24 protein-coding genes and 2 riboswitches are annotated in these 26,161 nt (G+C 72.2%); of the genes, 12 read left to right on the top strand and 12 right to left on the bottom strand.

Annotated features, from left to right (window positions below):
- Positions 1–14 precede the first annotated feature (14 nt).
- The 11 genes from ACZ5WG_RS03265 to ACZ5WG_RS03215 all read right to left on the bottom strand — a co-directional run bounded on the left by ACZ5WG_RS03265 (position 15) and on the right by ACZ5WG_RS03215 (position 12,099).
- On the bottom strand, positions 15–1,178 hold the full coding sequence (locus tag ACZ5WG_RS03265; RefSeq protein WP_468720228.1) for a cysteine desulfurase family protein: 1,164 nt from the start codon (positions 1,176–1,178) through the stop codon (positions 15–17).
- A 210-nt stretch (positions 1,179–1,388) separates the two neighbouring features.
- Positions 1,389–2,240, bottom strand: coding sequence for a thioesterase family protein (locus ACZ5WG_RS03260; RefSeq protein ID WP_468720226.1), 852 nt, complete (start codon positions 2,238–2,240; stop codon positions 1,389–1,391).
- A 58-nt stretch (positions 2,241–2,298) separates the two neighbouring features.
- Positions 2,299–2,955: a trimeric intracellular cation channel family protein gene (locus ACZ5WG_RS03255; RefSeq protein WP_468720224.1), complete on the bottom strand. Its 657-nt coding sequence runs from the start codon at positions 2,953–2,955 to the stop codon at positions 2,299–2,301.
- Positions 2,956–3,132: 177 nt separating this feature from the next.
- On the bottom strand, positions 3,133–4,203 hold the full coding sequence (locus tag ACZ5WG_RS03250) for an ABC transporter ATP-binding protein (protein WP_468720522.1): 1,071 nt from the start codon (positions 4,201–4,203) through the stop codon (positions 3,133–3,135).
- Between the two features lie 5 nt (positions 4,204–4,208).
- Positions 4,209–5,327, bottom strand: coding sequence for an ABC transporter ATP-binding protein (locus tag ACZ5WG_RS03245; protein WP_468720222.1), 1,119 nt, complete (start codon positions 5,325–5,327; stop codon positions 4,209–4,211).
- Positions 5,324–6,325: an ABC transporter permease gene (locus ACZ5WG_RS03240; RefSeq protein WP_468720220.1), complete on the bottom strand. Its 1,002-nt coding sequence runs from the start codon at positions 6,323–6,325 to the stop codon at positions 5,324–5,326. Before ACZ5WG_RS03240 ends, ACZ5WG_RS03245 begins: the two co-directional genes overlap by 4 nt.
- 141 nt (positions 6,326–6,466) lie before the next feature.
- Complete coding sequence (locus ACZ5WG_RS03235) at positions 6,467–8,233, bottom strand: ABC transporter substrate-binding protein (RefSeq protein ID WP_468720219.1); 1,767 nt, start codon at positions 8,231–8,233, stop codon at positions 6,467–6,469.
- Between the two features lie 41 nt (positions 8,234–8,274).
- A complete protein-coding gene (locus tag ACZ5WG_RS03230; RefSeq protein ID WP_383520955.1) occupies positions 8,275–9,267 on the bottom strand; it encodes an ABC transporter permease in 993 nt (330 codons plus the stop codon).
- A 512-nt stretch (positions 9,268–9,779) separates the two neighbouring features.
- Positions 9,780–10,520, bottom strand: a complete 741-nt coding sequence (locus ACZ5WG_RS03225; protein WP_266663507.1) for an enhanced serine sensitivity protein SseB C-terminal domain-containing protein — start codon at positions 10,518–10,520, stop codon at positions 9,780–9,782.
- Between the two features lie 61 nt (positions 10,521–10,581).
- Positions 10,582–11,316 carry an enhanced serine sensitivity protein SseB gene (locus ACZ5WG_RS03220; RefSeq protein WP_468720216.1) on the bottom strand — a complete coding sequence of 245 codons (735 nt, stop codon included), beginning with the start codon at positions 11,314–11,316 and terminating at the stop codon, positions 10,582–10,584.
- Positions 11,317–11,427: 111 nt separating this feature from the next.
- A complete protein-coding gene (locus ACZ5WG_RS03215; protein WP_468720520.1) occupies positions 11,428–12,099 on the bottom strand; it encodes an AAA family ATPase in 672 nt (223 codons plus the stop codon).
- A 195-nt stretch (positions 12,100–12,294) separates the two neighbouring features.
- A riboswitch (glycine riboswitch) is annotated at positions 12,295–12,398 on the top strand.
- Between the two features lie 184 nt (positions 12,399–12,582).
- Between ACZ5WG_RS03215 and gcvT the strand changes: the two genes are divergently transcribed.
- The 7 genes from gcvT to ACZ5WG_RS03180 all read left to right on the top strand — a co-directional run bounded on the left by gcvT (position 12,583) and on the right by ACZ5WG_RS03180 (position 18,838).
- A complete protein-coding gene (gene gcvT, locus ACZ5WG_RS03210; RefSeq protein ID WP_468720215.1) occupies positions 12,583–13,698 on the top strand; it encodes a glycine cleavage system aminomethyltransferase GcvT in 1,116 nt (371 codons plus the stop codon).
- Positions 13,699–13,809: 111 nt separating this feature from the next.
- On the top strand, positions 13,810–14,190 hold the full coding sequence (gcvH, locus tag ACZ5WG_RS03205; RefSeq protein ID WP_365955453.1) for a glycine cleavage system protein GcvH: 381 nt from the start codon (positions 13,810–13,812) through the stop codon (positions 14,188–14,190).
- Between the two features lie 15 nt (positions 14,191–14,205).
- On the top strand, positions 14,206–15,462 hold the full coding sequence (glyA, locus tag ACZ5WG_RS03200) for a serine hydroxymethyltransferase (protein ID WP_468720214.1): 1,257 nt from the start codon (positions 14,206–14,208) through the stop codon (positions 15,460–15,462).
- Between the two features lie 219 nt (positions 15,463–15,681).
- Positions 15,682–17,064 carry an L-serine ammonia-lyase gene (locus ACZ5WG_RS03195; RefSeq protein WP_468720213.1) on the top strand — a complete coding sequence of 461 codons (1,383 nt, stop codon included), beginning with the start codon at positions 15,682–15,684 and terminating at the stop codon, positions 17,062–17,064.
- Between the two features lie 254 nt (positions 17,065–17,318).
- Positions 17,319–17,624: a hypothetical protein gene (locus tag ACZ5WG_RS03190; protein ID WP_468720211.1), complete on the top strand. Its 306-nt coding sequence runs from the start codon at positions 17,319–17,321 to the stop codon at positions 17,622–17,624.
- Positions 17,625–17,805: 181 nt separating this feature from the next.
- Complete coding sequence (locus tag ACZ5WG_RS03185; RefSeq protein ID WP_468720210.1) at positions 17,806–18,222, top strand: SsgA family sporulation/cell division regulator; 417 nt, start codon at positions 17,806–17,808, stop codon at positions 18,220–18,222.
- Positions 18,223–18,337: 115 nt separating this feature from the next.
- Positions 18,338–18,838, top strand: a complete 501-nt coding sequence (locus ACZ5WG_RS03180; RefSeq protein WP_468720208.1) for an AMIN-like domain-containing (lipo)protein — start codon at positions 18,338–18,340, stop codon at positions 18,836–18,838.
- A gap of 51 nt (positions 18,839–18,889) precedes the next feature.
- Here ACZ5WG_RS03180 and ACZ5WG_RS03175 read toward each other — a convergent pair whose 3' ends face one another.
- Positions 18,890–20,062, bottom strand: coding sequence for a GDSL-type esterase/lipase family protein (locus tag ACZ5WG_RS03175; protein ID WP_468720207.1), 1,173 nt, complete (start codon positions 20,060–20,062; stop codon positions 18,890–18,892).
- A 184-nt stretch (positions 20,063–20,246) separates the two neighbouring features.
- On the opposite strand from ACZ5WG_RS03175, the gene ACZ5WG_RS03170 reads away from it, so the two are divergent.
- From ACZ5WG_RS03170 to ACZ5WG_RS03150, 5 genes are all read left to right on the top strand, one after another.
- Complete coding sequence (locus tag ACZ5WG_RS03170; RefSeq protein ID WP_468720205.1) at positions 20,247–23,198, top strand: AfsR/SARP family transcriptional regulator; 2,952 nt, start codon at positions 20,247–20,249, stop codon at positions 23,196–23,198.
- Positions 23,199–23,300: 102 nt separating this feature from the next.
- Positions 23,301–23,495: riboswitch (cobalamin riboswitch) on the top strand.
- A 29-nt stretch (positions 23,496–23,524) separates the two neighbouring features.
- Positions 23,525–24,220 (top strand): energy-coupling factor ABC transporter permease, encoded by a 696-nt coding sequence (locus tag ACZ5WG_RS03165; RefSeq protein ID WP_468720204.1) that lies wholly within the window; start codon positions 23,525–23,527, stop codon positions 24,218–24,220.
- Positions 24,220–24,588 (top strand): energy-coupling factor ABC transporter substrate-binding protein, encoded by a 369-nt coding sequence (locus tag ACZ5WG_RS03160; RefSeq protein ID WP_468720202.1) that lies wholly within the window; start codon positions 24,220–24,222, stop codon positions 24,586–24,588. The genes ACZ5WG_RS03165 and ACZ5WG_RS03160 overlap by 1 nt, the downstream gene beginning before the upstream one ends.
- A 3-nt stretch (positions 24,589–24,591) precedes the next feature.
- Positions 24,592–25,341 (top strand): cobalt ECF transporter T component CbiQ, encoded by a 750-nt coding sequence (gene cbiQ / locus ACZ5WG_RS03155; protein ID WP_468720201.1) that lies wholly within the window; start codon positions 24,592–24,594, stop codon positions 25,339–25,341.
- Complete coding sequence (locus ACZ5WG_RS03150) at positions 25,338–26,159, top strand: ATP-binding cassette domain-containing protein (protein ID WP_468720199.1); 822 nt, start codon at positions 25,338–25,340, stop codon at positions 26,157–26,159. The genes cbiQ and ACZ5WG_RS03150 overlap by 4 nt, the downstream gene beginning before the upstream one ends.
- Positions 26,160–26,161: the final 2 nt, after the last annotated feature.

The raw sequence follows: 26,161 nt of genomic DNA, 5'->3' as shown, positions 1-26,161 counted from the left end.
CGGCCGGACGTCCCCTAGCTGAGGCCTGCGGTACGGGCGCGCTCGACGGCCGGGCCGATGGCGGCGGCGACGGCCGCGACGTCCTCCTTGGTGGAGGTGTGGCCGAGGGAGAAGCGCAGGGTCCCGCGGGCCAGCTGCGGATCCGTACCGGTGGCCAGCAGGACGTGGCTGGGCTGGGCCACGCCGGCGGTGCAGGCGGAGCCGGTGGAGCACTCGATGCCCTGGGCGTCCAGCAGGAGCAGCAGGGAGTCGCCCTCGCAGCCGGGGAAGCTGAAGTGCGCGTTCGCCGGGAGCCGGTCGTCCGGGTCCCCGCCGAGGACGGCGTCGGGTACCTCCCGGAGCACGGCGGCGACCAGTTCGTCGCGCAGCGCGCCGATCTCGGCGGCGAACCGCTCGCGCCGCTCGGCGGCGATCACGGCGGCCACCGCGAAGGCGGCGACGGCGGGCACGTCGAGGGTCCCGGAGCGCACGTGCCGCTCCTGGCCGCCGCCGTGCAGGACGGGTACGGGGCTCTGGTCGCGGCCGAGCAGCAGCGCGCCGATGCCGTACGGGCCGCCGACCTTGTGGCCGCTGACGGTCATCGCGGCGAGGCCGCTGTCCCCGAAGCGGACGTCGAGCTGGCCGAAGGCCTGGACGGCGTCGGAGTGCAGGGGGATCGCGAACTCACGGGCCACGGCGGCCAGTTCACGGACCGGCATGACGGTGCCGATCTCGTTGTTGGCCCACATGACGGTGGCCAGGGCCACGTCGTCGGGGTTGCGCGCGATGGCTTCCCGGAGGACCTCGGGGTGCACCCGGCCGTAGCGGTCGACGGGGAGGTACTCGACCTGCGCGCCCTCGTGCTCGCCGAGCCAGTGGACGGCGTCGAGGACGGCGTGGTGCTCGACGGGGCTGGCGAGCACGCGGGTCCGGGCGGGGTCCCGGTCGCGGCGGGCCCAGTAGAGGCCCTTGACGGCGAGGTTGTCGGCCTCCGTGCCGCCGGCGGTGAAGACCACCTCGCTCGGGCGGGCGCCGAGTGCCTCGGCGAGGGCCTCGCGGGCCTCCTCGACGGTACGGCGGGCGCGGCGGCCGGCGGCGTGGAGGGAGGACGCGTTACCCGTGGCGGCGAACTGCGCGGTCATCGCCGCAGCGGCCTCCGGGAGCATCGGAGTGGTGGCGGCGTGGTCGAGGTAGGCCATGATCCCCCGATTCTACGAGTCCGCTCCACGGGGCCGGACCCCGCGGGGCCCTGCCCTCCCGCCGGGCCGCACCCGGCCGGCCTGGACGGGCTCGCCCGGCGGGCCCTGCCCGGACCCCGCTCGGGCCCCTGCCCCCGAACGGCCGGTCCCCAAACCCCGCCGGAGCCGCATCCGGCCCGACCTGACCGGAACTCCCCGCTCCCCGAGGGGTCAGCGGGGGGCGCGGGCCAGTTGGCGGGACTGGGCCACCAGGCGGTCCGCGGAGTCCCAGACCTCGGCGTCCTCCTCCAGGAAGCCCCCGGCGAGGTTCCGGGTCGTGATGGAGATCCGCAGCGGGCCCGGGGCCGGGCGATGGCGGATGTGGGTGGTGAGCTCGATGGTCGGGCTCCAGCCCATCAGGCCCAGGTCGAAGCAGGTCGGCGGCAGCGCGTCCACGGCGAGCAGCATCGAGAGCGGGTCGGCGTCACGGCCGTCGGCCAGCTCGAACCAGGCCCGCATCTCACCCTTCCCCGACGGCGCGCCGAGCGCCCAGCCCGCCGTCGCCGGGTCCAGCCGCAGCCGGAGCCGGTCCACGATCGCGTTGCTGCCGGGGATCGGGGCCGGGCCGGCCTCCGGGCCGAGGCAGTCGGCGTAGGGCGGGATCACCGGCGGGACGGCCGTGGTGCGGACGTCGTCCGGGAGGGAGGCGAGGTCGCCGTACGAGGCGACGACGCGGATCCGCTCGATCTCGGCGCCGTTCTCGTCGTACTGGAAGAGGGAGGCCTGGCCGGTGGAGAGGGTGCGGCCCACCCGGACCACCTCGGTGCGGATCACCGCAGGTCCGGGTACCGACGAGGTCAGGTAGTGCGCGGAGACGGTGAAGGGGTCCGGGTGCGGCAGGGCCGCCGACAGCGCCCGGCCGACCAGGGCCAGCAGATAGCCGCCGTTGACGGCGGTGATGATCGTCCATCCGGCGGAGAGCTCGGTGTCGTACACACCGGGTTCGCCCGCGCGGGCGGTGACGGTGGTGTCGCGGTCGAACTCGCTGTCGCCGATGGATGCCTGGGCCGCTGCGTACGTCATGAATTCGACACTACAACGCGAAGCTACTAAGCGGTAGCTTTCCTTTGCTACATGCTGGTTACGGCTCTTCGGCCACCGAGGAGCGGCGGTTCCAGGCCAGCGGGGCCCGCCAGTGGTAGCGCATGGCGAGCAGCCGGAGCACGAAGGTGGTGATGATCGCCGCGGCGGTGGTCACGGCGTTGAGCATGTCGAACGCGATGAACACGGCCACCATCGAGGCACCGACGATGGCAGGGACGGCGTACATCTCGCGGTCGCGCAGCAGCGACGGCACCTCATTGGCCAGGACGTCGCGCAGGACGCCCCCGCCGACGGCGGTGACCAGACCCAGCGCGGCGGACGCGGTGAGTCCGAGGCCGAACTCGTACGCCTTGGTCGTGCCGGTCACGCAGAAGAGGGCGAGGCCCGCGGCGTCGAAGACGTTGATGGCCCGGTTGATGCGCTGCACCTCGGGATGCAGGAAGAAGACGCAGGCCGCGGCGATCAGCGGGGTCACGAAGAAGCTGAGCTCGCCGAAGGCGGCGGGCGGAACGGCGCCGATGACGAGGTCGCGGAAGAGGCCGCCGCCGAGGGCGGTGGCCAGCGCGAGGACGCAGATGCCGAAGACGTCGAAGTTCTTGCGTACGGCGAGCAGGGCGCCTGCGGTGGCGAAGACGAAGATGCCGGCGAGGTCCAGGGCATGCTGGATCCCGGGCGGGAAGAGATCGTGGAGCACTGCCCCATTGTGCCGTTCGCCTGGCCGTCTGTTCGACGGGCCGGGCCCGCCACCCCGGCCGTCCACCCCCGAAGGCCCGCAGCCCCGGCCGGAGCCCCGCGGCCGGGCGCGGACAAGCCGGTGTCCCGGGCTCCGACCGCTACGCGGAACCCGGGACACCGGACGAGGTGGGCCCGGTTACTCCGAGACCGTCACCACCGCTTCCGCCGCGCCCGGCAGGGCCGGGTCGCCCGGGGCCTGGTCGGTGGCGTTCTCCGGGTGGTGGCAGGCCACCTGGTGGCCCGTGGCCAGGGCCAGCATCGGCGGCTCCTGCGTCGTGCAGATCTGCGTGGCCTTCCAGCACCGCGTGTGGAAGCGGCAGCCGGAGGGGGGCGAGATCGGCGAGGGCACGTCGCCCTTGAGCAGGATGCGTCCGCTCTTCGCGCCGCGCCGGCGCGGGTCCGGCACCGGCACGGCCGACAGCAGCGCCTTCGTGTAGGGGTGCATCGGGTTCTCGTACAGCGACTTGCGGTCGGTCAGCTCCACGATCTTGCCGAGGTACATCACCGCGATGCGGTCCGACACATGGCGGATGACCGACAGGTCGTGCGCGATGATCACGTACGTGAGGCCGAGCTCCTCCTGGAGGTCGTCCAGCAGGTTGACCACCTGGGCCTGGATCGACACGTCCAGCGCCGAGACCGGCTCGTCGGCGACGACCAGCTTCGGCTTCAGGGCCAGCGCGCGGGCGATGCCGATGCGCTGGCGCTGGCCGCCCGAGAACTCGTGCGGGTAGCGGTTGTAGTGCTCCGGGTTGAGGCCCACCAGGGACAGCAGGCGCTGCACCTCCGCCTTCAGGCCGCCCTCCGGCTGCACGCCCTGCAGCTTGAACGGGGCGCTGACGATCGTGCCGACCGTGTGCCGCGGGTTCAGCGAGCCGTACGGGTCCTGGAAGATCATCTGCACGTCGCGGCGCAGCGGGCGCATCCCGGAGACCCCGAGGTGCGTGATGTCGCGCCCCTCGAACTCGACCGTGCCGCCGGTGGGCTCCAGCAGCCGCGTGATCAGCCGGCCCATCGTCGACTTGCCGCAGCCGGACTCGCCGACGACGCCGAGCGTCTCACCGCGCCGGACGTCGAAGTCGATGCCGTCCACGGCCTTGACGGCCCCGACCTGCCGGCGCAGCAGCCCCTTGTTGATGGGGAAGTGCTTGACCAGGCCGGTCACCTTCAGCAGCGGTTCCCCGGAGGCGTCCGCCGTCTTCTTCATCTCGGTCACAGCTTCGGCGCAATCTCTTCGGTCCAGATCCGGGTCCGCTCCTCCTGCGACATGTGGCAGGCGGACCAGTGCCGGCTGTCGTCCTCGGTGAGCTCGGGCCGCTGGGTGCGGGTGATGCCGCCCTTGGGGATGTCGGCGTACGGGCAGCGCGGGTTGAAGGCGCAGCCGCTCGGGATGTTGATGAGGCTGGGCGGCGAACCCTTGACCGGGATCAGGCGCTCGGTCTGCTCGCGGTCGATGCGCGGCATGGAGCCGAGCAGGCCCCAGGTGTAGGGGTGGCGGGGTTCGTAGAAGACCTTCTCGGCGGTGCCGCGCTCGACGCACCGGCCGCCGTACATCACGAGGATCTCGTCGGCCATCTCGGCGACCACGCCGAGGTCGTGCGTGATCATGATGACCGCGGAGCCGAACTCCTTCTGCAGATCGCGGATCAGGTCGAGGATCTGCGCCTGGACGGTGACGTCGAGGGCGGTGGTCGGCTCGTCCGCGATGAGCAGTTCGGGGTTGTTGACCAGCGCCATCGCGATCATCGCGCGCTGGCGCATACCGCCGGAGAACTCGTGCGGGTACGCGTCCACGCGCCGGTGGGGCTCGGGGATGCCGACCCGGTCGAGCATCTCGACCGCTCGGGTGCGGGCGGTCTTCTTGTCGACGTCCTGGTGGGTCCGGTACGCCTCGATGATCTGCTTGCCGACCGAGTAGTACGGGTGCATCGCGGACAGCGGGTCCTGGAAGACCATCGCCATCTTGCGGCCGCGCAGCTTGCGCACGTGGTCCGCGTCGGCGCGTACCAGGTCCTCGCCGTCGAGGACGACCTGGCCCGAGATGTCCGGGCGGCTGCGGGCGTTGCCGGTGCGGTGCAGGCCCATGATGGCCAGCGAGGTCACCGACTTGCCGGAGCCGGACTCGCCGACGATGCCGAGCGTCTTGCCGCGCTCGAGGTCGAAGGAGAGCCCGTCGACGGACTTGACCAGGCCGTCGTCGGTCGGGAAGTGCACCTTGAGGTCGCGTACGGAGAGGAACGCGGCGTCCTTCGGCGGCCCGGCCTGCTCGGGGACGAAGGCGGGCCCGCCGGAGGTGCTCTCGTCGGAGGCGGTGGTGGGGTTCTCGGTCACGTCAGCCTCACGCGCGGGTCGATGACGGCGTACAGCAGGTCCACGATCAGGTTGGCCATCACCACGAAGAGCGCGGCGAGCAGGGTGACGCCCATGATCACGGGCAGGTCGCCCTGGCCGATGGCGGCCACGGCCGCCGTCCCCAGACCCTGGAAGTTGAAGGTCGTCTCGGTGAGCACCGCGCCGCCGAGGAGTCCGCCGAGGTCCAGGCCGAACATCGTGACGATCGGGGTGAGGGTGGAACGCAGGGCGTGCTTGCGGATGACCACGCCCTCCTTGAGCCCCTTGGCGCGGGCGGTGCGGATGTAGTCCTCGCCGAGGACCTCGAGCATCGTGGCGCGGGTGATGCGGGCGTAGGTGGCGGCGAAGAGGAAGGCCAGGGTGATCCAGGGCAGGATCAGGGAGTTGAGCCAGGCCACCGGATCCTCGGTGAACGGTTTGTAGTTGGACACGTCCAGCCAGCCGAGGCTGTAGACGAAGATCGCGGGGGCCACCATGCCGGTGAAGAAGATCGGCAGGGAGACGCCGGCGAGCGCGCCGACCATCACGGTGCGGTCGATGGCCGTCCGGCGTTTGAGCGCCGAGACGACACCGGTCGCCACACCGGCGATCACCCAGATGACCGCCGCGCCGAGGGCGAGCGAGAGGGTGACCGGCATGCGGTCGACCATGGTCTCCCAGACGGGCGCCTCGGTCTTGAAGGAGTAGCCGAAGCAGGGGGCGGCGCAGTGGGTGACATCCGTGCCGCCGTCGTAGTCGCGGCCGACGAAGATGCCCTTGACGAAGGTCAGGTACTGCTCGGAGATGGGCTTGTCGAAGCCCATCTTCACGCGGATGCCCGCCAGGGCGGTCTCGTTGGTCTCGCGGCCGGCGTACATCAGGGCCGGATCGCTGCCTGTGATCTTGGGGACCGCGAAGAAGATGCCGAAGGTGACCACGGAGACCACCAGCAGCGTGGCGACGACGTTGAACAGCCGCCGTATGAGGTAGACGAGCACTGCAGTCGGCCGCCCGGGGCGGGCGGCTGCCGTCCCTCGTGGGGACGGCAGCCGCCGCCTGCGGCCTTCACCTGCCCTTCGGACTAGCGCATGTGCGGTGAAGGCACTTGCCTGTTGTTACGTGACGACTCGACGACTCGACTACTTGGCGGCGATGCCGACGGTGGCCAGGTCGATCTTGCCCATGGAGTCGTTGAAGTAGACGTTCGTCAGACGCGGGTTGTGGTAGACGAAGGCCTTGTCGAAGTTGATCGGAAGGTAGAGAGCCTTCTCCATGACCTTCTTGTTGATGTCCGTGTAGAACGGAGCAGCGGCTTCCGGAGTCGCGGCGGCAGCAGCCGTCTTGAAGAGCTCGTTGATCTCCGGGTCGTTGATCATCGTGTAGTTGTTGTTGGCGTTCGGCTGGATGAACTTGCCGTCGACGAGCGGCTGCAGGAAGCCCGAGCCGGAGTTGTAGTCGGCGCCCCAGCCCATCACGATGATGCCGTAGTTCTTCTTCTTCACGTTCTCGGGCGAACCGATCGTGGAGGAGGAGAGCTTGCCGTCGTACTGGTCGATGGTGACCTTGATGCCGACCTTGGCGAGCGACGCCTGGAGGGACTCGGCGGTCTTCACCTCGGGAGCACGGTTGTTGCGCACCGCGATGGTGGTCTCGAACCCGTCCGGCTTGCCGCAGGCCTTGAGGGCCTCCTTGGCCTTGGCCTCCTGCGGCTCGCCCTTGGTCAGGTTGTACGGGTCGTAGCCCTTGTCGGAACCGGGGATGCCGGGCGGCAGCATGTTCGCGCCGAGGTCACCGCTGGTCGGGCCGCCGCGGGCGGTCTGCAGGGACTTCGGGTCGGCCGCGTAGATGACGGCCTTGCGGCACTCGATGTTGTCGAACGGCGCGACCGTGGTCGGGAAGGCGAAGTAGCGGATGTAGCCCGTGAACGGGTTGTCCGCGTTCTTCTTCAGGCTCTCGTCCTTGAGGACCTTGTTCTTGCCGGCCTGCTGCATGCCCGTGCCGTCGATGGCGAGGTCGATGTCGCCCGACAGCAGACGCGCGTCCATGTCGTCCGGGTTGGTGGTCACCGTGAACGAGACCTTGTCCGGCAGACCCTTGCGGATCGTGTCGGTCTTCGGGTCCCAGTTCTCGTTGCGGACGAAGGTCGCGCCCTTGCTCGCGGTGAAGCTCTCGACCTTGTACGGGCCGGTGGAGACCGGCTTGTTGGTGTACGTGGCGCCCGTGTCCTTGCCCGCCGGGACCGGCGAGGAGGACGGCATGGCCAGCAGGTAGCTGAAGTCGGAGTTGGCGCTCGCCAGGTTGAAGACGATCGTCTTGTCGTCCGGCGTCTCGACGGACTTCAGACCCATCTTGTTGGGGTCGGTGTCCTTGTAGGGGCCGGGGTACTTCTGGCCCTGGTCGAGCAGGTCGATCAGGTAGGTGGGACCGCCGGACAGCACGTCCTGCGCGAAGACGCGCTCGATGCCGTACTTGAAGTCCTTCGAGGTGATCGGCGTACCGTCCTCGAACTTCACGCCGTCCTTGATCTTGAGGGTGTACGTCTTGCCCTCGTTGCTCAGGACCGGCAGGGCCTCGGCGAGGTCCGGGACGATCTTGCTGCCGTCCTTGCCCGGCTTGCTGTCGTACGCGAGCAGCTGGCGCACGTAGAGGCGCTGGATGTCCCACACGAAGCCGTAGTAGGCACGCGCCGGGTCGAGGTAGTCGACGTCCTGCGGCGACCAGAGCTTGAGCTCGCCGCCCTTGGCGTCCGAGGGGTTCACCATGGCGGTGGTCGCGGCGTTGAATGCGGCGCCACCACCACCCTTGCCCTCGGACTTCTTGTCGCCGTCACTGCCACCGCACGCGGCGGTCAGGGACAGGGCGGCGATCACGGCGGTGATCGCGAATGCCTGCTTTCTGCGGATCACGTTGGTCCAACCTCCATAGGTGGGTGAATCGATGAAGCGGTTCAGCTGCCCTTGGGGTCGAGTGCGTCACGCAGCCCGTCCCCGAAGAGGTTGAACGCCAGGACGGTGATGAAGATCGTGATACCCGGGACCACCATGTACGCGGGGTCGTCCTGGTAGATGGGGATGGCGTCGGAGAGCATCTTTCCCCAGGAGGCGGTGGGCGGCTTGACGCCGGCACCGAGGAAGCTGAGGGCCGCCTCCGTCAGGATGTTGGTCGGGATGAGCAGCGTCGAATAGACGAGGATCGGCGCGACCAGGTTGGGCAGCAGCTCCTTGATCAGGATGTAGCCGCGGCCGGCGCCGAGGCTGCGCGCGGCCTCGACGTACTCGCGCTCCCGCAGGGAGATCGTCTGGCCCCGGACGATACGGCCGATGTACGGCCAGCCGAAGAAGCCGATGACGACGATCAGGACGCCCATCCGGACACCCGAACCCTCGAACCCCCAGAGGGAGTTGGGGACGACGGAGACCAGGGCGATGGTGAACAGCAGCTGCGGGAAGGCGAGCAGCAGGTCCATCAGGCGGCTGATGAGGCCGTCGACCCAGCCGCCGAGGAACCCGGCGAGCGCGCCGAGCAGGCTGCCTATGGTGACCGACACGAAGGCCGACAGGAAGGCGACGACCAGGGAGATGCGGGCGCCGTAGACGATCCGGCTGAACACGTCGCGGCCGTTGGTGGGTTCGACGCCGAGCAGGAAGTCGGAGCTCATCCCGCCGAAGGAGCCGAGCGGTGTGCCCAGGTCCGGGTCGATCAAGTCCTCGTGGAACTCGTTGGGCGGGTGGCCCAGCAGGCTCACGATCTGCGGTGCGAAGACCGCCACCAGGATCAGGAAGATCACGACCACGCCGCCGGTCAGCGCGACCTTGTCGCGCTTGAGCCGCATCCAGGCGATGCGGCCGGGCGAGCGGCCTTCGATGGCCTTGGCAGGGACGTCGGCTACGGACACGGTTGCGGGTGTTTCCGCGCTCGTGTCATGCAGTGGTGCCGTCATCGTGGTGGGGACCCCTCTCGGCCGACGGGTTGCCGGCCCATGCCCGCCGCTGTGGCGGCGTTGGTGCGGAGTGGCGCTCGGAGTGCGTGGTGACACGCAGGACGCGTGCTGAAGTGCAAGAACTGCAGGAAGTGCGGGGCAGAGCCACAAGCGAAATGCATATGCCGAACCGGACTTCGCAGGACTGACCGGCTCTTGGGTGGGGAGTCTTCATCGGCGCTGCAATCAGCCGCCAGACCCGCAGATGAATGGATGCGCAACCGTGATGTGAGGGTCCGGTTCCCGTTATCCGGACTTCGCTCTCGCCTGAGCGGATCAAGACCGTCCGTTCGGTACGCAATCGGACATGGCGCCCAACTCGCGTGAGGCCCATGCCTTTTGGCCCCACAACAGGGGCGAAAACCGGACAAGCCGAAGGCCGCAGGGAACGGTGGTTCCCTGCGGCCTTCGGTCGGTTCGATACGGCTGTCCCAGTGCCCGGACAGAGCCGGACGAGGTCGGTGCCTCCCGGGTCAGTACGCGGGGGCCTGGCCCTCACGGTCGTAGAAGGGGCGGCTCTGGGCGCGCAGCCACATCGCGACCGGATCGTGCTCGTCCGCCAGCGCCACCGTGCACACCGGCACGCCCTCGGGGACCGCGCCGACCGACTGGCGCATCATCTCCCGTACGGATTCCAGCGCGGGCGCGGAGGCGTCGTACAGGTCGAGCCCGACCGCGAGGTAGGGCGAGCCCAGCGAAGGCTGCACCCAAGCACGGCGCAGCGAGCGGACGGCGGGGGTGCGGTGCGCGTGCTGGGTCAGCAGCCCGTAGAACTGCGGGAGCTCGAGGGCGGGCTCGGACAGCCGCAGCGGGCCGGCCGGCATCCGGTCGAGGCCGGTGGCGATCCGGCGCAGGTCGGCCCAGGGGATGCCGAGGCCGCCGCCCTGGGCGTGCGGGTTGAGCCACAGGCCCCAGCGGTCCGGGTAGAGGGCGCGGGCGATGTCCCGGCCGGTGACCACCTCGTAGCCCCTGTTCCAGCCGCTGGCGGCCAGCTCCTGGGGGGAGGTCACGCACGGCGCGTACCCGAGGCCCTCGACCTCCATGCCGCCGTACTGGGCGTCCGGGGAGCCCGGCTGGCCCTGCCAGAGCAGCATCCACAGGCGGCCCTCGGCGAGGGCGTGCAGAAGCGACTCATAGCTCTCGTAGCGCCCGGGAGTCACCTGGCGCATCATGTGCTCGAGCTGCCCGGCCGCGGCCGTGCCTGACGCACTCACCCGGTACTCCTTCTTCGTCTGCCCGTCGTCCCACCCGTATCCGCACCCAGCTTAAGCGGCCCTACGGGAGGTAGAAGGGGCGTACGCGCGTAACGATGAAGTCGACCACCGGGTCCTGCGCGGCGTCCAGGAGGATCAACTGCACCGGCCAGGGCGGCGGTACCCGGGTCAGGGCCCGGCCGAGGGCGTCCATCGGGGCATTCCGCATCTCGGGCTCCCATCCCAGCAGCCGGACACCGATGTAGAGCTCCGGGGCCCCGCCCTCGACGCTGGCGAGGCAGCGGTGGGCGGCGGCGACCACGCCGGTGGCGCGGAACTCCTCGGCGGCGGCGGTCAGGAAGTCCACCGGGTCTTCCTGCCAGTCGGGCTCGTAGAGCCGGACGCGGCCGCCGGTGGCGGGGCCGTCGAGCGGGGTCCGGCCGATGCGGCAGAGCTCCGCGACGGCGGGCGGGGGCAGCGGGACGCCGACGGCGCCCTCGGGGTTCACGGCGATGCCGAGCTGCGGGGGCAGGCCGCGGGCGAACTCGACGGCGGGGGCGACGGCGAAGTCCATGGCGGGTCCGGCGCAGGCGCGGAACTGGGCCTCGGAGCTGTAGACGGGGACGTACGCCGCCCCGTCGATCTCCATGGTGGGCAGCATGATGCCGGCCCCGTCCGGGCCGCCACCGCCGGGCAGGGGCACCCAGAGCCGGCTCCGGCCGAGCACCTCGACGATCCGGGCCCCGGCGTCCGTCTGCCCGAGCGCCGCCCCGAGCACCTGCTCCAGCTCGTTGTCCGGCCAGCCGCCGCCCTGCATGTACGCCTCCGCTGATTTCGCCCCACGCTGTCGGCCCGAGGTTAACGGCTCGGGCCGGTCTCCTTGCCGGGGGCTCCGCCCCGGACCCCGGCGCCTCGAACGACGGCCGCACTACGAGGAGCCCCGCCGGAACGCTATGCGGGTCACACGGGCGGCCGAGGCGCGGTCCAGGAGGACCGCCGATGTGCAGCCCGCGGGAAGACGGCCGGATTCCGCTTCGCGCAGCAGGCGGGCCACCGCGCCGCGATGGCGGGCGAAGGCGTACGCCGACACCCCGCGCCCCCGCGCCGCCTGCCCGGACAGGGCCTCCTCGGGGGTGGTGTCCAGCAGCAGCAGGTGCAGCGCCCGGCCCCGCCGCCGCGCGGCCGCGGCCAGCAGGCTCCGCACCCAGCTCTGCGTCCCGCAGTCGTGGACCACCGCCGAGGCCCCCGAGCGCAGCGCCCGCCACAGCCCCCAGTAGTGCGCGCAGCGGACCACCGGCCGGTACACCGCGTACGGCAGCGCCCGCGGCATGCGCCGCTCCCAGCGCTCGCGCACGTCCTGGGAGTCGATGCCGCCGCCCTCCGCGGCCCGCTTGATCAGCGTGCTCTTGCCGCCGCCCGGCAGGCCGGACACCACGACGATGTCCCCTTCGGCGAAGCCGAGCCACTGCGGTCCGTGCGGCCCCCGGCCGCGCAGGTCGCGTACGGGACCGCCGATGGAGCGCGCCCGCCGCGCCGCCGGCACCCCGTCCACGGCTCCCGTCCCGGTCGCCGCCAGCACTCCGAATCTCCGCACAGTGATCGCCTTCCCCCATCGGGCCCGCAGGGCCCCTCATGCCCACTGAGTGTAAAGAGACGGTAATCCGGCAGCGCCCGGTTCCGGCCTGCGCTTCCCGGCCTCCTCACCTGTCCGTACGTTCTTTCGGGCCCGACCGCCCGATCACCCGGACGGCGTGCAATGATGTGCGCCATCTGGACCAACTGCATACCGGCCGCTTGAATCCGCGCGGGAGAGTCCCGGCAGGCCGTGAGGCCGTGCCCGGGCGCCGAAGGAGCAAGTTCCTCCCTTGAATCTCTCAGGCCCCGTACCGCGTGGATGAGGCAGATCTGAAAAGCGAGCCGCGCCGCCGTCCCTCATGACGGCATCCGCGCGCGCTCCACCCAAGGTGCAAGTCGAGGTTCCCCGGGTCCGACCGGGAACTCTCGGCGAACCTCTCAGGTTCCGATGACAGATGGGGAGGATCGTCCTCGTCATGTCATGCCCTGGGACCCGGGAGCCACACCCATGAGCACTGCCCCCCGCCTGACCGCCCTCGATGCGCTGCACCGATCGCTCGGTGCGACCATGACCGATTTCGCGGGCTGGGACATGCCCCTGCGGTACGCCAGTGAGCGCGACGAGCACAACGCCGTCCGCACCAAGGCCGGCCTCTTCGACCTGTCCCACATGGGCGAGATCACGCTGACCGGCCCCGAGGCCGTCAAGGCCCTGGACTACGCGCTGGTCGGCAACATCTCCACCGTCGGCGTCGGCCGCGCCCGCTACACGCACATCTGCCAGGAGGACGGCGGGATCGTCGACGACCTGATCGTCTACCGCCTGGGCGAGACCGAGTACATGGTCGTCGCGAACGCCTCCAACGCCCAGGTCGTCCTCGACGCCCTGACCGAGCGCGCCGCCGGCTTCGACACCGAGGTCCGCGACGACCGCGACGCGTACGCGCTGATCGCCGTCCAGGGCCCGGAGTCCCCCGGCATCCTCGCCTCCCTCACCGACGCAGACCTGGACGGCCTGAAGTACTACGCCGGCCTGCCGGGCACGGTCGCCGGCGTGCCCGCGCTGATCGCGCGTACGGGCTACACGGGCGAGGACGGCTTCGAGCTGTTCGTCGCCCCCGAGCACGCCGTAGAGCTGTGGCAGGCGCTGACCAAGGCCGGCGAGGGCGTCGGCCTGGTCCCGGCGGGCCTGTCCTGCCGCGACACCCTGCGCCTGGAGGCGGGCATGCCGCTGTACGGGCACGAGCTGACCACCTCCCTCACCCCGTTCGACGCGGGGCTGGGCCGGGTCGTGAAGTTCGAGAAGGAGGGCGAGTTCGTGGGCCGCGCCGCCCTGGAGGCCGCCGCCGAGCGCGCCGCCACGAACCCGCCGCGCAAGCTGGTCGGCCTGATCGCCGAGGGCCGCCGCGTCCCGCGCGCCGGCTTCCCCGTGGTGGCCGGCGGGCAGGTCATCGGCGAGGTCACCTCGGGTGCCCCGTCCCCGACGCTGGGCAAGCCGATCGCGATGGCGTACGTGGACGCGGCACACGCCGCACCCGGCGCCTCCGGTGTCGGCGTGGACATTCGCGGTACGCATGAGCCGTACGAGGTCGTGGCCCTGCCGTTCTACAAGCGGCAGAAGTAACCCGTACCCCGTACCGGGTTCCCACCGGGGCCGTACGGGCGCCGTACCGGCCGTCTCAGTACGCAAGACCACTGTTCGTATCCACTCCCCCGCATCCAGGAGAATCAGGTCATGAGCAACCCCCAGCAGCTGCGTTACAGCAAGGAGCACGAGTGGCTGTCGACCGCCGAGGACGGCGTCGCGACGGTCGGCATCACGGAGTTCGCGGCCAACGCGCTCGGTGACGTCGTCTACGCCCAGCTCCCCGAGGTCGGCGACACGGTGACCGCGGGCGAGACCTGCGGCGAGCTGGAGTCCACCAAGTCGGTCAGCGACCTGTACTCCCCCGTCACCGGTGAGGTCGTCGAGGCCAACCAGGACGTCGTGGACGACCCGGCGCTCGTGAACACCGCCCCGTTCGAGGGCGGCTGGCTGTTCAAGGTGCGCATCGCGGAGGAGCCGGCCGACCTGCTCTCCGCCGACGAGTACGCCAAGCTCACCGCCGGTAACTGACCACAGGGGATCCTGATGTCTGTTCTGAACACCCCCCTCCACGAGCTCGACCCGGACGTCGCCGCCGCCGTCGACGCCGAGCTCGCACGCCAGCAGTCCACCCTGGAAATGATCGCGTCGGAGAACTTCGCTCCGGTCGCCGTCATGGAGGCCCAGGGCTCGGTCCTGACCAACAAGTACGCCGAGGGCTACCCCGGCCGCCGTTACTACGGCGGCTGCGAGCACGTCGACGTGGTCGAGCAGATCGCGATCGACCGCATCAAGGCGCTGTTCGGCGCCGAGGCCGCGAACGTCCAGCCGCACTCGGGTGCGCAGGCGAACGCCGCCGCGATGTTCGCGCTGCTGAAGCCGGGCGACACGATCATGGGCCTGAACCTGGCCCACGGCGGTCACCTGACCCACGGCATGAAGATCAACTTCTCCGGCAAGCTCTACAACGTGGTCCCGTACCACGTCGACGAGACCGGCGAGGTCGACATGGCCGAGGTCGAGCGCCTCGCCAAGGAGTCCAAGCCGCAGCTGATCGTCGCCGGCTGGTCCGCCTACCCGCGCCAGCTGGACTTCGCCGCCTTCCGCCGCATCGCGGACGAGGTCGGCGCGTACCTGATGGTCGACATGGCGCACTTCGCCGGCCTGGTCGCCGCGGGCCTGCACCCGAACCCGGTGCCGCACGCCCACGTCGTCACCACCACCACGCACAAGACCCTCGGCGGTCCGCGCGGCGGTGTCATCCTGTCGACGCAGGAGCTGGCCAAGAAGATCAACTCCGCGGTCTTCCCGGGTCAGCAGGGCGGCCCGCTGGAGCACGTGATCGCGGCCAAGGCGGTCTCCTTCCTGGTCGCGGCCTCGCCCGAGTTCAAGGAGCGCCAGGAGCGCACCCTGGAGGGCGCGAAGATCCTCGCCGCCCGCCTGGTCCAGGACGACGTCAAGGCCGTGGGCGTGGACGTCCTCACCGGCGGCACCGACGTGCACCTGGTCCTGGTCGACCTGCGCAACTCCGAGCTGGACGGGCAGCAGGCCGAGGACCGCCTCCACGAGGTCGGCATCACGGTCAACCGCAACGCCATCCCGAACGACCCGCGGCCTCCGATGGTCACCTCGGGTCTGCGGATCGGCACGCCGGCCCTCGCCACCCGCGGTTTCGACGCCGAGGCCTTCACCGAGGTCGCCGAGATCATCGCGCAGGCGCTGAAGCCGGCCTACGACAGCGAGGCCCTCAAGGCCCGCGTCTCCGCGCTCGCGGCGAAGTTCCCGCTGTACCCGACGCTCTAGGCGGCGGCTTGGGGGGCCCGGCCTTGTGTCACACAGGGCCGGGCCCTTCCCGTGTGACACGAGCCATACCCGAGCGCCGTCCGGCGACCATCTCGGGCAGACGAAACGTTCACCTCGCCACGTTAAGCTCGACTGTCGGACAAAATCCGAACAATCCCCCCTCGCACGATCCACCCCGCCTGCCCCTCCACCCACGAGCAGACAAGGGAGTCCGCCACCGTGGCCATCTCCGTCTTCGATCTCTTCTCCATCGGCATCGGTCCCTCCTCCTCCCACACGGTCGGTCCGATGCGGGCCGCCCGCATGTTCGTGACCCGGCTGAAGAAGGACGGCGTGCTCGCCCAGACCGCAGCGGTCCGGGCCGAGCTGTACGGCTCCCTCGGCGCGACCGGCCACGGCCACGGCACGCCCAAGGCGGTGCTCCTGGGCCTGGAGGGCCACTCCCCCCGCTCGGTGAACGTGGAGACGGCCGACGACGAGGTGGAGCGCATCCGCCGGACGGGCCGCCTGCGCCTCCTCGGCACCGAGATAGGGGAGGCGCACGAGATCGCCTTCGACGAGCCGAGCCAGCTGATCCTGCACCGCCGCCGGTCCCTGCCGTACCACGCGAACGGAATGACCCTCTTCGCGTACGACGCCTCGGGCACCCCGCTGCTGGAGAAGACGTACTACTCGGTCGGCGGCGGCTTCGTGGTGGACGAGGACGCGGTCGGCGAGGACCGGATCAAGCTCGACGACACGGCGCTGAAGTACCCCTTCCGCAGCGGCGACGAGATGCTGCGCATGGCCCGGGAAAGCGGCCTGTCGATCTCCGCGATGATGCTGGAGAACGAAAAGGCCTGGCGCACGGAGGAGGAGATCCGCGAGGGCCTGCTCGAGATCTGGCGCGTCATGCAGGCGTGCGTCTCGCGCGGCATGTCGCGCGAGGGCATCCTGCCGGGCGGCTTGAAGGTCCGGCGCCGGGCGGCGAACACCGCCCGCAAGCTCCGCTCCGAGGGCGACCCGCTGGCGCTGTCGATGGAGTGGATCACCCTCTACGCGATGGCCGTGAACGAGGAGAACGCCGCGGGCGGGCGGGTGGTCACCGCTCCGACGAACGGCGCCGCGGGCATCATCCCGGCGGTCCTGCACTACTACATGAACTTCGTGCCCGGCGCCGACGAGGAGGGCGTGGTCCGCTTCCTGCTGGCGGCCGGTGCGATCGGCCTGCTCTTCAAGGAGAACGCCTCGATCTCCGGCGCCGAGGTCGGCTGCCAGGGCGAGGTCGGCTCGGCCTGCTCGATGGCGGCCGGCGCCCTCGCCGAGGTCCTGGGCGGCACCCCGGAGCAGGTGGAGAACGCGGCCGAGATCGGCATGGAGCACAACCTGGGCCTGACCTGCGACCCGGTCGGCGGCCTCGTCCAGATCCCGTGCATCGAGCGCAACGGCATGGCGGCGGTCAAGGCGGTCACGGCGGCCAAGATGGCCATGCGCGGCGACGGCACCCACAAGGTCTCCCTCGACAAGGTCATCAAGACCATGAAGGAGACGGGCGCCGACATGAAGATCAAGTACAAGGAGACCGCCCGCGGCGGTCTGGCGGTCAACGTCATCGAGTGCTGATCCGGCACGCATGACGAGGGAGGGGCCCGGCGCAACGCGTCGGGCCCCTCCGCTTTGCCCGCCACAACAGGTGGTATTCGCAGGTGATTTGAGGTTTGCCGGGAGTTGATCACGCGTGAGGGCGAACCCTCGGCCGCGGGCTGGTCTCTCGATGATCACGTGCGCCATGGTGATCACGTGACGTCGCGGCCACACCCCCGGCGGCCGGCCAACCGCCTTGGACCGCAGCCTTTTGCGTACTGGAGGACTTCATCTTGGCAAGCAACCGCAGCATCCGCGTGATCTCCGCAGTCGCCTCGCTCCCCTTCGCCGTCGCGCTCTTCGCCGGCGTCGCCCAGGCCGACAACGGGGCCGGTGCGGGCGTCTCGTCCGACGCCGCCGTCGCCGAGATCCTCGGGAGCGGGGTCGCCGGCAGCAACCCCGGCAACGCCTCCACCACCCAGCAGGTCGCCACCGGCTCCGGGGCGTCCAACCAGAGCAACGGCGCCCAGGCCAACGGCGCCGGCTTCACCGCCATCGGGCAGTCCAACGACTCGTTCGTCTTCAACCCCGTCCCGTAACGGACCGGTGACGCGGCGGCCCGCCCTTCCCCCGGAGGGCGGGCCGCTGCGCGTTCCTGTGACAAGACGGGTCCAGCGGCCCTCCGGGTCGGGACCTTCGGCCCGCGGGGGCGGCCTGGAGGTGGGCTAGCTTGCCCGAGAGGGCGGATTCCCCCCGTGAGCCGGCAGAGAGGTGGAGCGCATGGACGGCACGGACGGTATCGAGCACCACGTCCTCCCGCTCCGGCTGGAGGCCTCGCCCGCGCCCCTGCCGCTGCTCGGGGGCTTCACGTACCGCTGCGACCGGCCCTACGAGCTGGCTCTCGACTTCCGGGGCGCAGGGCTGCACGTGGCGCGCTGGGTGTTCTCCCGGGACCTGCTGCTCGACGGGGAGACCTGCGCGACGGGCGAGGGGGACGTCCAGGTGTGGCCGCGCCGGCAGGGCAGGGAGCCGCGGGTGTTCCTCGCCTTCACCAACGGCGAGCGGAGCTGCGTGGTGTCCGCCCGGGCGAAGGACGTGCGCGCGCTGTGCCGGCGGCTGGTCCGGCTGGTGCCGCGGGGCGAGGAGCAGCGGCACTACGACCTCGACGCCGAGCTGAGCACCCTCCTGCCCCGATAGGGGAGGTCTATCCCATTTCTTTTAATTTCGGGCGCTTTGGGTGCAACCATGAGCCTGCCGGGCGTGTCCTCAGCAGTGACACCGGTCCCCGCCTCTGAAGAATCAGGGGGACGTCATGAACCACCTCCGCCGCCGGCAGCTCGTGGCCCTTGCCACAGGTGTGCTGCTCACCGCCGGGATCACCCTCGCCGCGCCGGCCTCGGCCGTCGTCCGGCCCACGCCGCTCGTCGTCAATGCCCGCTGGGGCGGGCACTGCACGTACGACCGCATCGTCATCGACCTGCGGGGACACGTCCCCGGGGTCACCGTCACCCGCGCGGCGAAGCTGGTCCAGGACGGATCCGGCAAGCCCGTCCCGCTGGCCGGGAAGTACTTCCTGCAGATCCGCCTGCATCCCGCCGCCGCGCACAACCGCGCGGGCGACAGCACGTACCACGGGCCGAAGCTCGTCAAGATCTACCTGCCCCGGCTCAAGGGCCTCGCGATGACCGGCGACTTCGAGGGGTACGTCACCTTCGGCGCCGCCTTCAACAGCAAGCCGTCCTTCACCTCCTTCACGCTGCACGGGCCCGAGCGGTTCGTGCTGGACGTCGCGCACCGCAACGTGTGCCGGTGAGGGCGAGGGGTGGGCGGGTGCCCGGGGCGCCCGCCCACCCCGTCCGTTCGGTCAGCTCACCGGCCGGATCCGCATCCGGCCCGGGTCGCCGTCGCCGAACCAGTCCTGTGTGCACGCGTACCGGCCCGGTGCCGCCGCGCCCACCAGCCCGAGGCAGGCGGCCATCGCCCGCTGCCCGTGGGCGTTCGGGTGCATGGACTCCTCCAGCGTGCCCTGGGTGTTCGCGTAGTCCAGGAAGCGGAACCACTCGTCCTGCCGTGCGTCCGGCCCGCTCCGGCCCACCTGCTCCGTGCCGAGCGAGCACACCTCGTGCCCGGCCAGCGCGTCGCGCAGGTCCAGGTAGTCGGTGCCGCGGGCGGCCGCCACCGACTTGACCATGTCGCCGATCTGCGGGACGAGCGTGTACGCCGCCCAGGTCGCGTCGCGGTCGTTGAAGGGGCAGCCGTCCTTGTACATGCGGTCCGAGTCGTTCTGCGACAGCCGGAAGGACTCCCCGCCCGGGATCGGCGAGGGGTAGGACTGCAGGACCAGCCGGTAGTCGCCGTCCGCGTACCCGGCGGCCCGCATGGTGGCCCGTATGTCGTCCACCACCGCCGTGACCTTGGCCTGCACGCCCGGCAGCTTCTGCTCGACGACCGGCGCCTGCTTCTTCCAGCACAGCCGCTTGAAGTACCAGTCGTACGCGCAGTCGCCGATGACCGCGCCGAAGCCGAGGTCGTTCCCGCCGATGGACAGGGCGATCACCCTGACCCGCCGGGCGCGGGCGAGGGCGGCGAGGCGGTCGGTCTGCGGTGCCTCGCCGTGATACGGCTGCCCGCCCGCGGCGGTACTGAGGACGTTGACGGTCTCGGCCCCGGAGCAGGCGAGGTTGATGCGCTCGTCGATGCCGGGGAGCGGGGCGGTGGCGATCTCCGAGACGTCCGAGCGGTGGCAGCCGCCGACCGCGCCGGTGCTCCCGTAGACCTTGCCCGGGTCGTACTTGGAACCGCCGGTCCAGGCCCGGTCGGTGCCGTTGCGGCTGCCGTCGTAGCGGTCGGTGTTGCCGAGCCAGCGGCCGCCCTCGCCGGAGATGAAGCTGTCGCCCATCGCGACGGCGACGGCGGGGCCTGCGGGCGGTGAGGACGTGTCGGCCTCGGCGCGGGGCGCGGTGAGACCGGCCAGGCCGAGGAACGCGACGGTCAGCAGCGCGGCGCCCCGGGAGGCGGTGCGCGTGCGGGTACGCATGGGGGATGTCCTCTCGGAGGAGTGGGATGCGGCCGAAGAAGCGGAATAGGCGCGACCCCTGCTCCGACCGGGTGGCCAGACGTTACGATCGGCGCCCACCGGCGGCCCATCCGTAGCCCATCCACGGGCCACCCGTCCGCCGGCGGCCCGCCGTCCGTCCGCCCGCAGCGCCTCGGAGTGCGTCATGGCCCTCGACTTCACGCTCCTGGGGCCGGTCCAAGCGCGGCTGGACGGGCGCCCGTTGGCGCTCGGCGGACCGCGCAGCCAGCGGGTGCTGGCGGCACTGCTGCTGGAGGCCGGCCGGGTCGTCCCGGCGGCCGGTCTGGCCGCGGCGGTGTGGGACGACCCGCCGGCCACGGCGCGGGAGCAGCTGCAGAACGTGGCGGGGGCGCTGCGGCGGCTCGGCCTGCCGGTGTCCCGCACGGACGCGGGATTCCTGCTGGAGCCGGGACAAGCACTGTTAGACGTACGGGAGTTCGCGCGGCTGCGGCGAGCGGCCGACGCGGCGGACGGGCCGGCGCGAAGGCGGGCCCTCCTGGGCCAGGCCCTGGACCTGTGGCGGGGCCCCCTTGCGCTGGGCGGGCTCCGAGGGCGCATCTTCGAGTCGGCGACGGCCCGGCTGGAGCAGACCCGGCTGGACTGCGTCGAACAGGCCCTGGCCGCCGACCTGGAACTCGGCCGGCATGCGCAGGTGTGCGCGGAGCTGGCCGCGCTCAGCGCCGAACACCCTTTGCGGGAGCGGCTGGTGGAGCTCCACATGCTGGCCCTGTACCGTGCGGGCCGGCGCGGCGAGGCGCTCGAGGCGTTCGCCCGGGCCCGCCGCCGGCTCGCCGCCGAGACGGGCCTGGACCCCCGCCCGGAACTCCGTGCCCTGCACGCGGCGGTCCTCTCCGACGCGGATGCACTGCGCCGGCCGCCCCCGCTCCCCGAGCCGGAACCGGAACCGGAACCGGAGCCGGAACCGGAGCCGGAGCCGACCGCCCCGGGCGGGCACGCGCCGCCAGACGCCCGGCCCGCCCAGTTGCCCGATGGCGGCGGCGCGTTCGTCGGGCGGGAGCGGGAGGTCGAGCTGCTGCGGCAGACGGTTCGGCGGGGGGAGGTGTGCGTGGTGGCCGGGGCGGCCGGGGTCGGGAAGACCGCGCTCGCGCTGCGGGTGGCGCACGGCGTGCGCGCGGAGTTCCCCGACGGGCAGCTGTACGTGGACCTTCGCGGCGCCGACCCGGCGGCCGCCGCCGAACCGGCCGAGGTCCTCGCGGGGTTCCTGCGCGGCCTCGGCGTCGACGGGCCTGCCGTGCCCGCCGACCCGGGCGAGCGCGGGGCCCTCTACCGGAGCCTGGTCGCCGGCCGGCGGATCCTCGTGGTCCTGGACAACGCGGCGACCGGGGCCCAGGTCCGGGCCCTGCTGCCGGGGGCCGGCGCCGGCTGCGCCGTGCTCGTCACCAGCCGCCGGCGGCTCACCGCGCCGAGGGACCGGACGACCGTCCTCGCGCTCCCGCTGCTGGACGAGGCGAGCGCCCTGGCGCTGCTCGGCCGGATCGCCGGGGCCGGGCGGGTCGCGGCCGAGGCCGGGGCGGCCCGGGAGCTGGTGCGGCTGTGCGGGCGGCTGCCGCTCGCGCTGCGGATCGTGGGCGCCGAGCTGGCCGCGCTCCCCCACCGGGAACTGGCCGGCCTCGCAGCGCGTCTGGAGGACGAGCGGGCCCGGCTCGACGTACTCGACGGGGTGCGGGCAGGGCTGCGGCTCAGCTACCGCGCGCTGCCCGGTGACGCCCGCACCCTGCTGCGCGGGCTGGCGCTGCTGGACGCCCCCGACTGCGCGGCCTGGACGGCCGCGGCCGTCCTGGACTCCCCCCTGGACACCGCCGAGCAGGCCCTCGACGCGCTCACCGCCGCGCACCTGCTGGAGGTCGCCGGACGCGACGAGGCGGGCGGGCTGCGCTACCGCATGCACGACCTCGTCCGCGCGTTCGGCCGGGAGCTCGCCGGTCCGGCCGCCCGGGCGGAGCCGGTGCTGCGCCGCGTACTGGCCTGCTGGGTGGCGCTCGTACGGGAGGGCCGCAAGGCCCACCAGGGCCTGGACTACCCCGGGCTCGGCGGGCCGACGGCCGCCCGGGTCCCCGATCCGGCGCTGCTCGCCGGGCCGCGGGCCGACCCGGTGCGGTGGCTGGGGGCCGAGCGGGACGCGCTGGTGGCGACCGTACGGCAGGCCGCGCGCGTGGATCCGCACGCCTGCCGGGAGCTCGCGGCGGCCGGGGAGTACGTGTTCGACCTGCGCAGCGACCTGGCCGGCTGGCAGGCGGTCCAGGAGGCGGGGCTCGCGGCGGCCAGGGCCGCGGGCGACCGCCCCGGCGAGGCGGTGATGCTGGTCGGTCTCGGGCGGCTGCGGGCCTGCCGGGTGGGGGTCGCCCCGCCGGAGTCAGGGGGAGGGTGGGGACCGGCCCGGGCCATGCTGGAGGCCGGCGAGGCGCTGTTCCGGGAGCTCGGGGACGCGCACGGGGCGGCGTACGCGGGCTGGGTGCTCTCGTACCTGGACCGGGTCCAGGGCCGCAACGACGAGGCGCTGCGCCGCTGCCGCCGCGGGGTGGCCGTCTTCGAGGCGGCCGGCGACCGCTACGGCCAGGCTCATTCCCTGCGCGGCATCGGCCAGGTGCTCCTCGCGCGCGGCGAGACCGGGCGCGCCCTGGAGCTGCTGCAGGAGGCCCTGGCCGTGGCGGAGCTCGGTGGCGCGGCCTGGCCCCGGATGTGCATGCTGCGCTGGGTCGCGGACGCCCAGCGGATGCTGGGCCGGCCGGCCGAGGCGGAGGCCGGTTTCCGGGAGATCCTCGCCTTCACGGTCGGCTCCGGGGACCTGGCCGGGCAGAGCGCGGCGCGGATCGGGCTGGGCCGGATCGCCCTGGAGCGCGGGGACACGGCGCAGGCGCTGCGCCAGCTGCGGGCGGCGGACGAGCTGGGCCGCCGCTCGGGGCAGAGCCTGGTGCGGGCCCTGGCGGTGCCGCCGCTGGCCCGGGCGCTGCTGGCGTCGGGGGATGCGGCGGCGGCCCGCGGCCTGCTGGAGGAGGCCCTCGCCGGCTGTCGCCGGATGAACGCCCGGCCGCTGCTGGCGCAGTTGGAGTCCGCGCTGGCCGACGTACCGGCGTAACGGACCACCGGTGCACGGCGGCGCCACCGGGCCGCAGCCGTTCGGGCCGCCCGTCCGGGCCGCGCCCCTTCGGGCCGGGTTGGTACCGGTCCGTCCGTCCGACTAGGGTCAGCGGGCCTTGGTGTACGGGAAACCGGTGGGAAACCGGTGCGGCCCTCGCCACTGTGAACGGGAAGTCCGGCTCCACTCCTTCGGGAAGCCACTGGGCGGCGCGGGAGGATCCGCATCGCCCGGGAAGGCGGAGTCAGGGCATCAGCACCCGTGAGCCAGGAGACCGGCCGGGGCGCGTTGTCCATCCACGAGGTGCTGGAGAGGTCTCCCCACTCATGCATATAGCCGAGGGGTTCCTGCCCCCTTTGCACGCGGTCGCCTGGGGCGCCGCGTCCGCTCCCTTCGTCGTCCACGGTGTCCGCGCCCTCACCCGCGAGGTGAAGGCCAACCCGGAGAGCACGCTGCTGCTCGGGGCGTCCGGAGCGTTCACTTTCGTCCTGTCCGCGCTGAAGATCCCGTCGGTGACGGGCAGTTGCTCGCACCCCACCGGTACCGGGCTCGGCGCGATCCTGTTCCGGCCGCCGATCATGGCGGTGCTCGGCACGATCACCCTGCTGTTCCAGGCGCTGCTGCTGGCGCACGGCGGACTGACCACCCTCGGCGCGAACGTCTTCTCGATGGCGATCGCCGGGCCCTGGGCGGGTTACGGGGTCTACCTGCTGCTGAAGCGCTTCGACGTCCCGCTGATGGTGACCGTCTTCTTCGGCGCCTTCTTCGCCGACCTGGTCACCTACTGCGTGACCTCCGTTCAGCTGGCGCTGGCCTTCCCGGACCCGGGCAGCGGGTTCCCTGGGGCGCTGGCGAAGTTCGGGGGCATCTTCGCGGTCACCCAGATCCCGCTCGCGGTGAGCGAGGGCCTGCTGACGGTGCTCGTGATGCGGCTGCTGATGCAGTCGAGCAAGTCGGACCTGGTCCGGCTGGGCGTCGCGAAGCTGACCGGCGGCAGCGAGCGGAAGGCGACGGCGGTCTGATGGCGATGAACCGGAACGCGAAGATCAACGGCCTGCTGCTGCTCCTGGTGGCGGCGCTGGCCGTACTGCCGCTCGCGCTGGGGCTGGGCGAGGGCAAGGAGGAGCCGTTCACGGGCGCCGATGCGCAGGCGGAGGCGGCGATCACCGAGCTGAAGCCGGACTACGAGCCGTGGTTCTCGCCGCTGTACGAACCCCCCTCCGGGGAGGTGGAGTCGGCGCTGTTCGCCCTCCAGGCGGCGCTCGGCGCGGGCGTGCTCGCGTACTACTTCGGCGTCCGCAAGGGCCGTCGGCAGGGCGCGGCCGCGGCGGCCGCCACGGCGTCGGACACCGCTGACGCCCCGTCGGACACCACCGCCACGGGGTCGTAGCCGGTGCTGCCGATCGACGTGGCCGCGCACAGCAGCCGCTGGCGCGGCCGCCATCCGCTCGAAAAGGCCCTGCTGGGGCTGGGGCTGACGGTCACCGCCGTATGCCTGCCGCCCTGGCCCGGCGGGCCGCTGGTCGCCGCGGCGACGCTGGCCGTGCTGCTCGGCCCGGCCGGTGTGGCCGGGCGCCAGCTGTGGCGGGCCTTCCGGATCCCGCTGGGCTTCTGCGTCACCGGCGCGCTGCCGCTGCTGGTCGCCGTCGGCGGGCCGGCCGGGCTCGTCTCGCTCGCGCCCGACGGACCCCGGCATGCCGCGGAGCTGCTGCTGCGGACCTCGGCGGCCTCCCTCGGGGTGCTGCTGTTCGCCTTCACGACGCCCGTCTCGGACGTCCTGCCCCGGCTGGTCCGGGCCGGGGTCCCGGCGCCGGTGGTGGACGTGGCCCTGGTCATGTACCGCATCGGCTTCCTGCTGCTGGACTCGATGGCCCAGGTCCGGCGCGCCCAGGCGGCCCGCCTGGGGCAGTCGGGCCGGGCCGCGGTGTGGCGTTCGCTGGCCGGGCTCGCCGCGACCTCGTTCGTGCGGGCCTTCGACCGCGCGGCGCGGCTCCAGGTGGGCCTGGCCGGGCGCGGCTACGACGGCGCCCTGCGGGTCCTCGTACCCGAGGCGGCCCTGTCGTGGCGCTTCCTGGCGGCGTCGGGGGCCCTCCTGGCGGCCCTGATCACCCTGACTCTCACCCTGAAGGGGACGTACCTTTGAACCCGTTGGTGGAACTGGCCGGAGCCGGCTACGCGTACGAGGACGGCCCGGCGGTCCTGTCCGACGTGGACTTCGCCATCGCGGAGGGCCGGGCGCTGGTCCTGCTGGGCCGCAACGGCAGCGGCAAGACCACGCTGATGCGGCTGCTGAGCGGGGGCCTGCGGCCCGGCTCGGGGGCGCTGCGCCTGGACGGGACGGCGGTGTCGTACGACCGGGCGGGCCTGGTCCGGCTGCGTACGTCGGTGCAGCTGGTGGTCCAGGACCCGGATGACCAGCTGTTCGCCGCGTCGGTGGAACAGGACGTGTCCTTCGGCCCGATGAACATGGGGCTGGCGGTGGACGAGGTCCGGGCCCGGGTGGAGTCCGCACTCGCCGCGCTGGACATCACGGCGCTGCGGGACCGCCCGACGCACCTGCTCTCGTACGGGCAGCGCAAGCGCGCGGCGATCGCGGGCGCGGTGGCGATGGCTCCGCGCGTACTGATCCTGGACGAGCCGACGGCCGGGCTGGACCCGGACGGACAGGAGCGGCTGCTGGACGTCCTGGCGGGCCTGCGCGCGGCCGGCACCACGGTGGTCATGGCCACGCACGACGTCGACCTGGCGGTCCGCTGGGCCGACGACGCGGCGGTGCTGACCCCGTCGGGCATCCGCGTCGGCCCGGCGCAGGCCCTCCTGTCGGACCCGGAGCTCCTGGCCTCGGCAGGCCTCCGCCAGGCCTGGTCCCCGGCGGTGACGTCCTTCCTCCGCGCCCGCAACCTCCTGCCCCCGCACACCCCGGGCCCCAAAACCCCGGAAGCCCTGGCCACTTGGGCCTAGCC

Source organism: Streptomyces sp. NPDC032745 (genome assembly GCF_055579465.1).
This window is presented reverse-complemented; position numbering and strand designations above follow the sequence as displayed.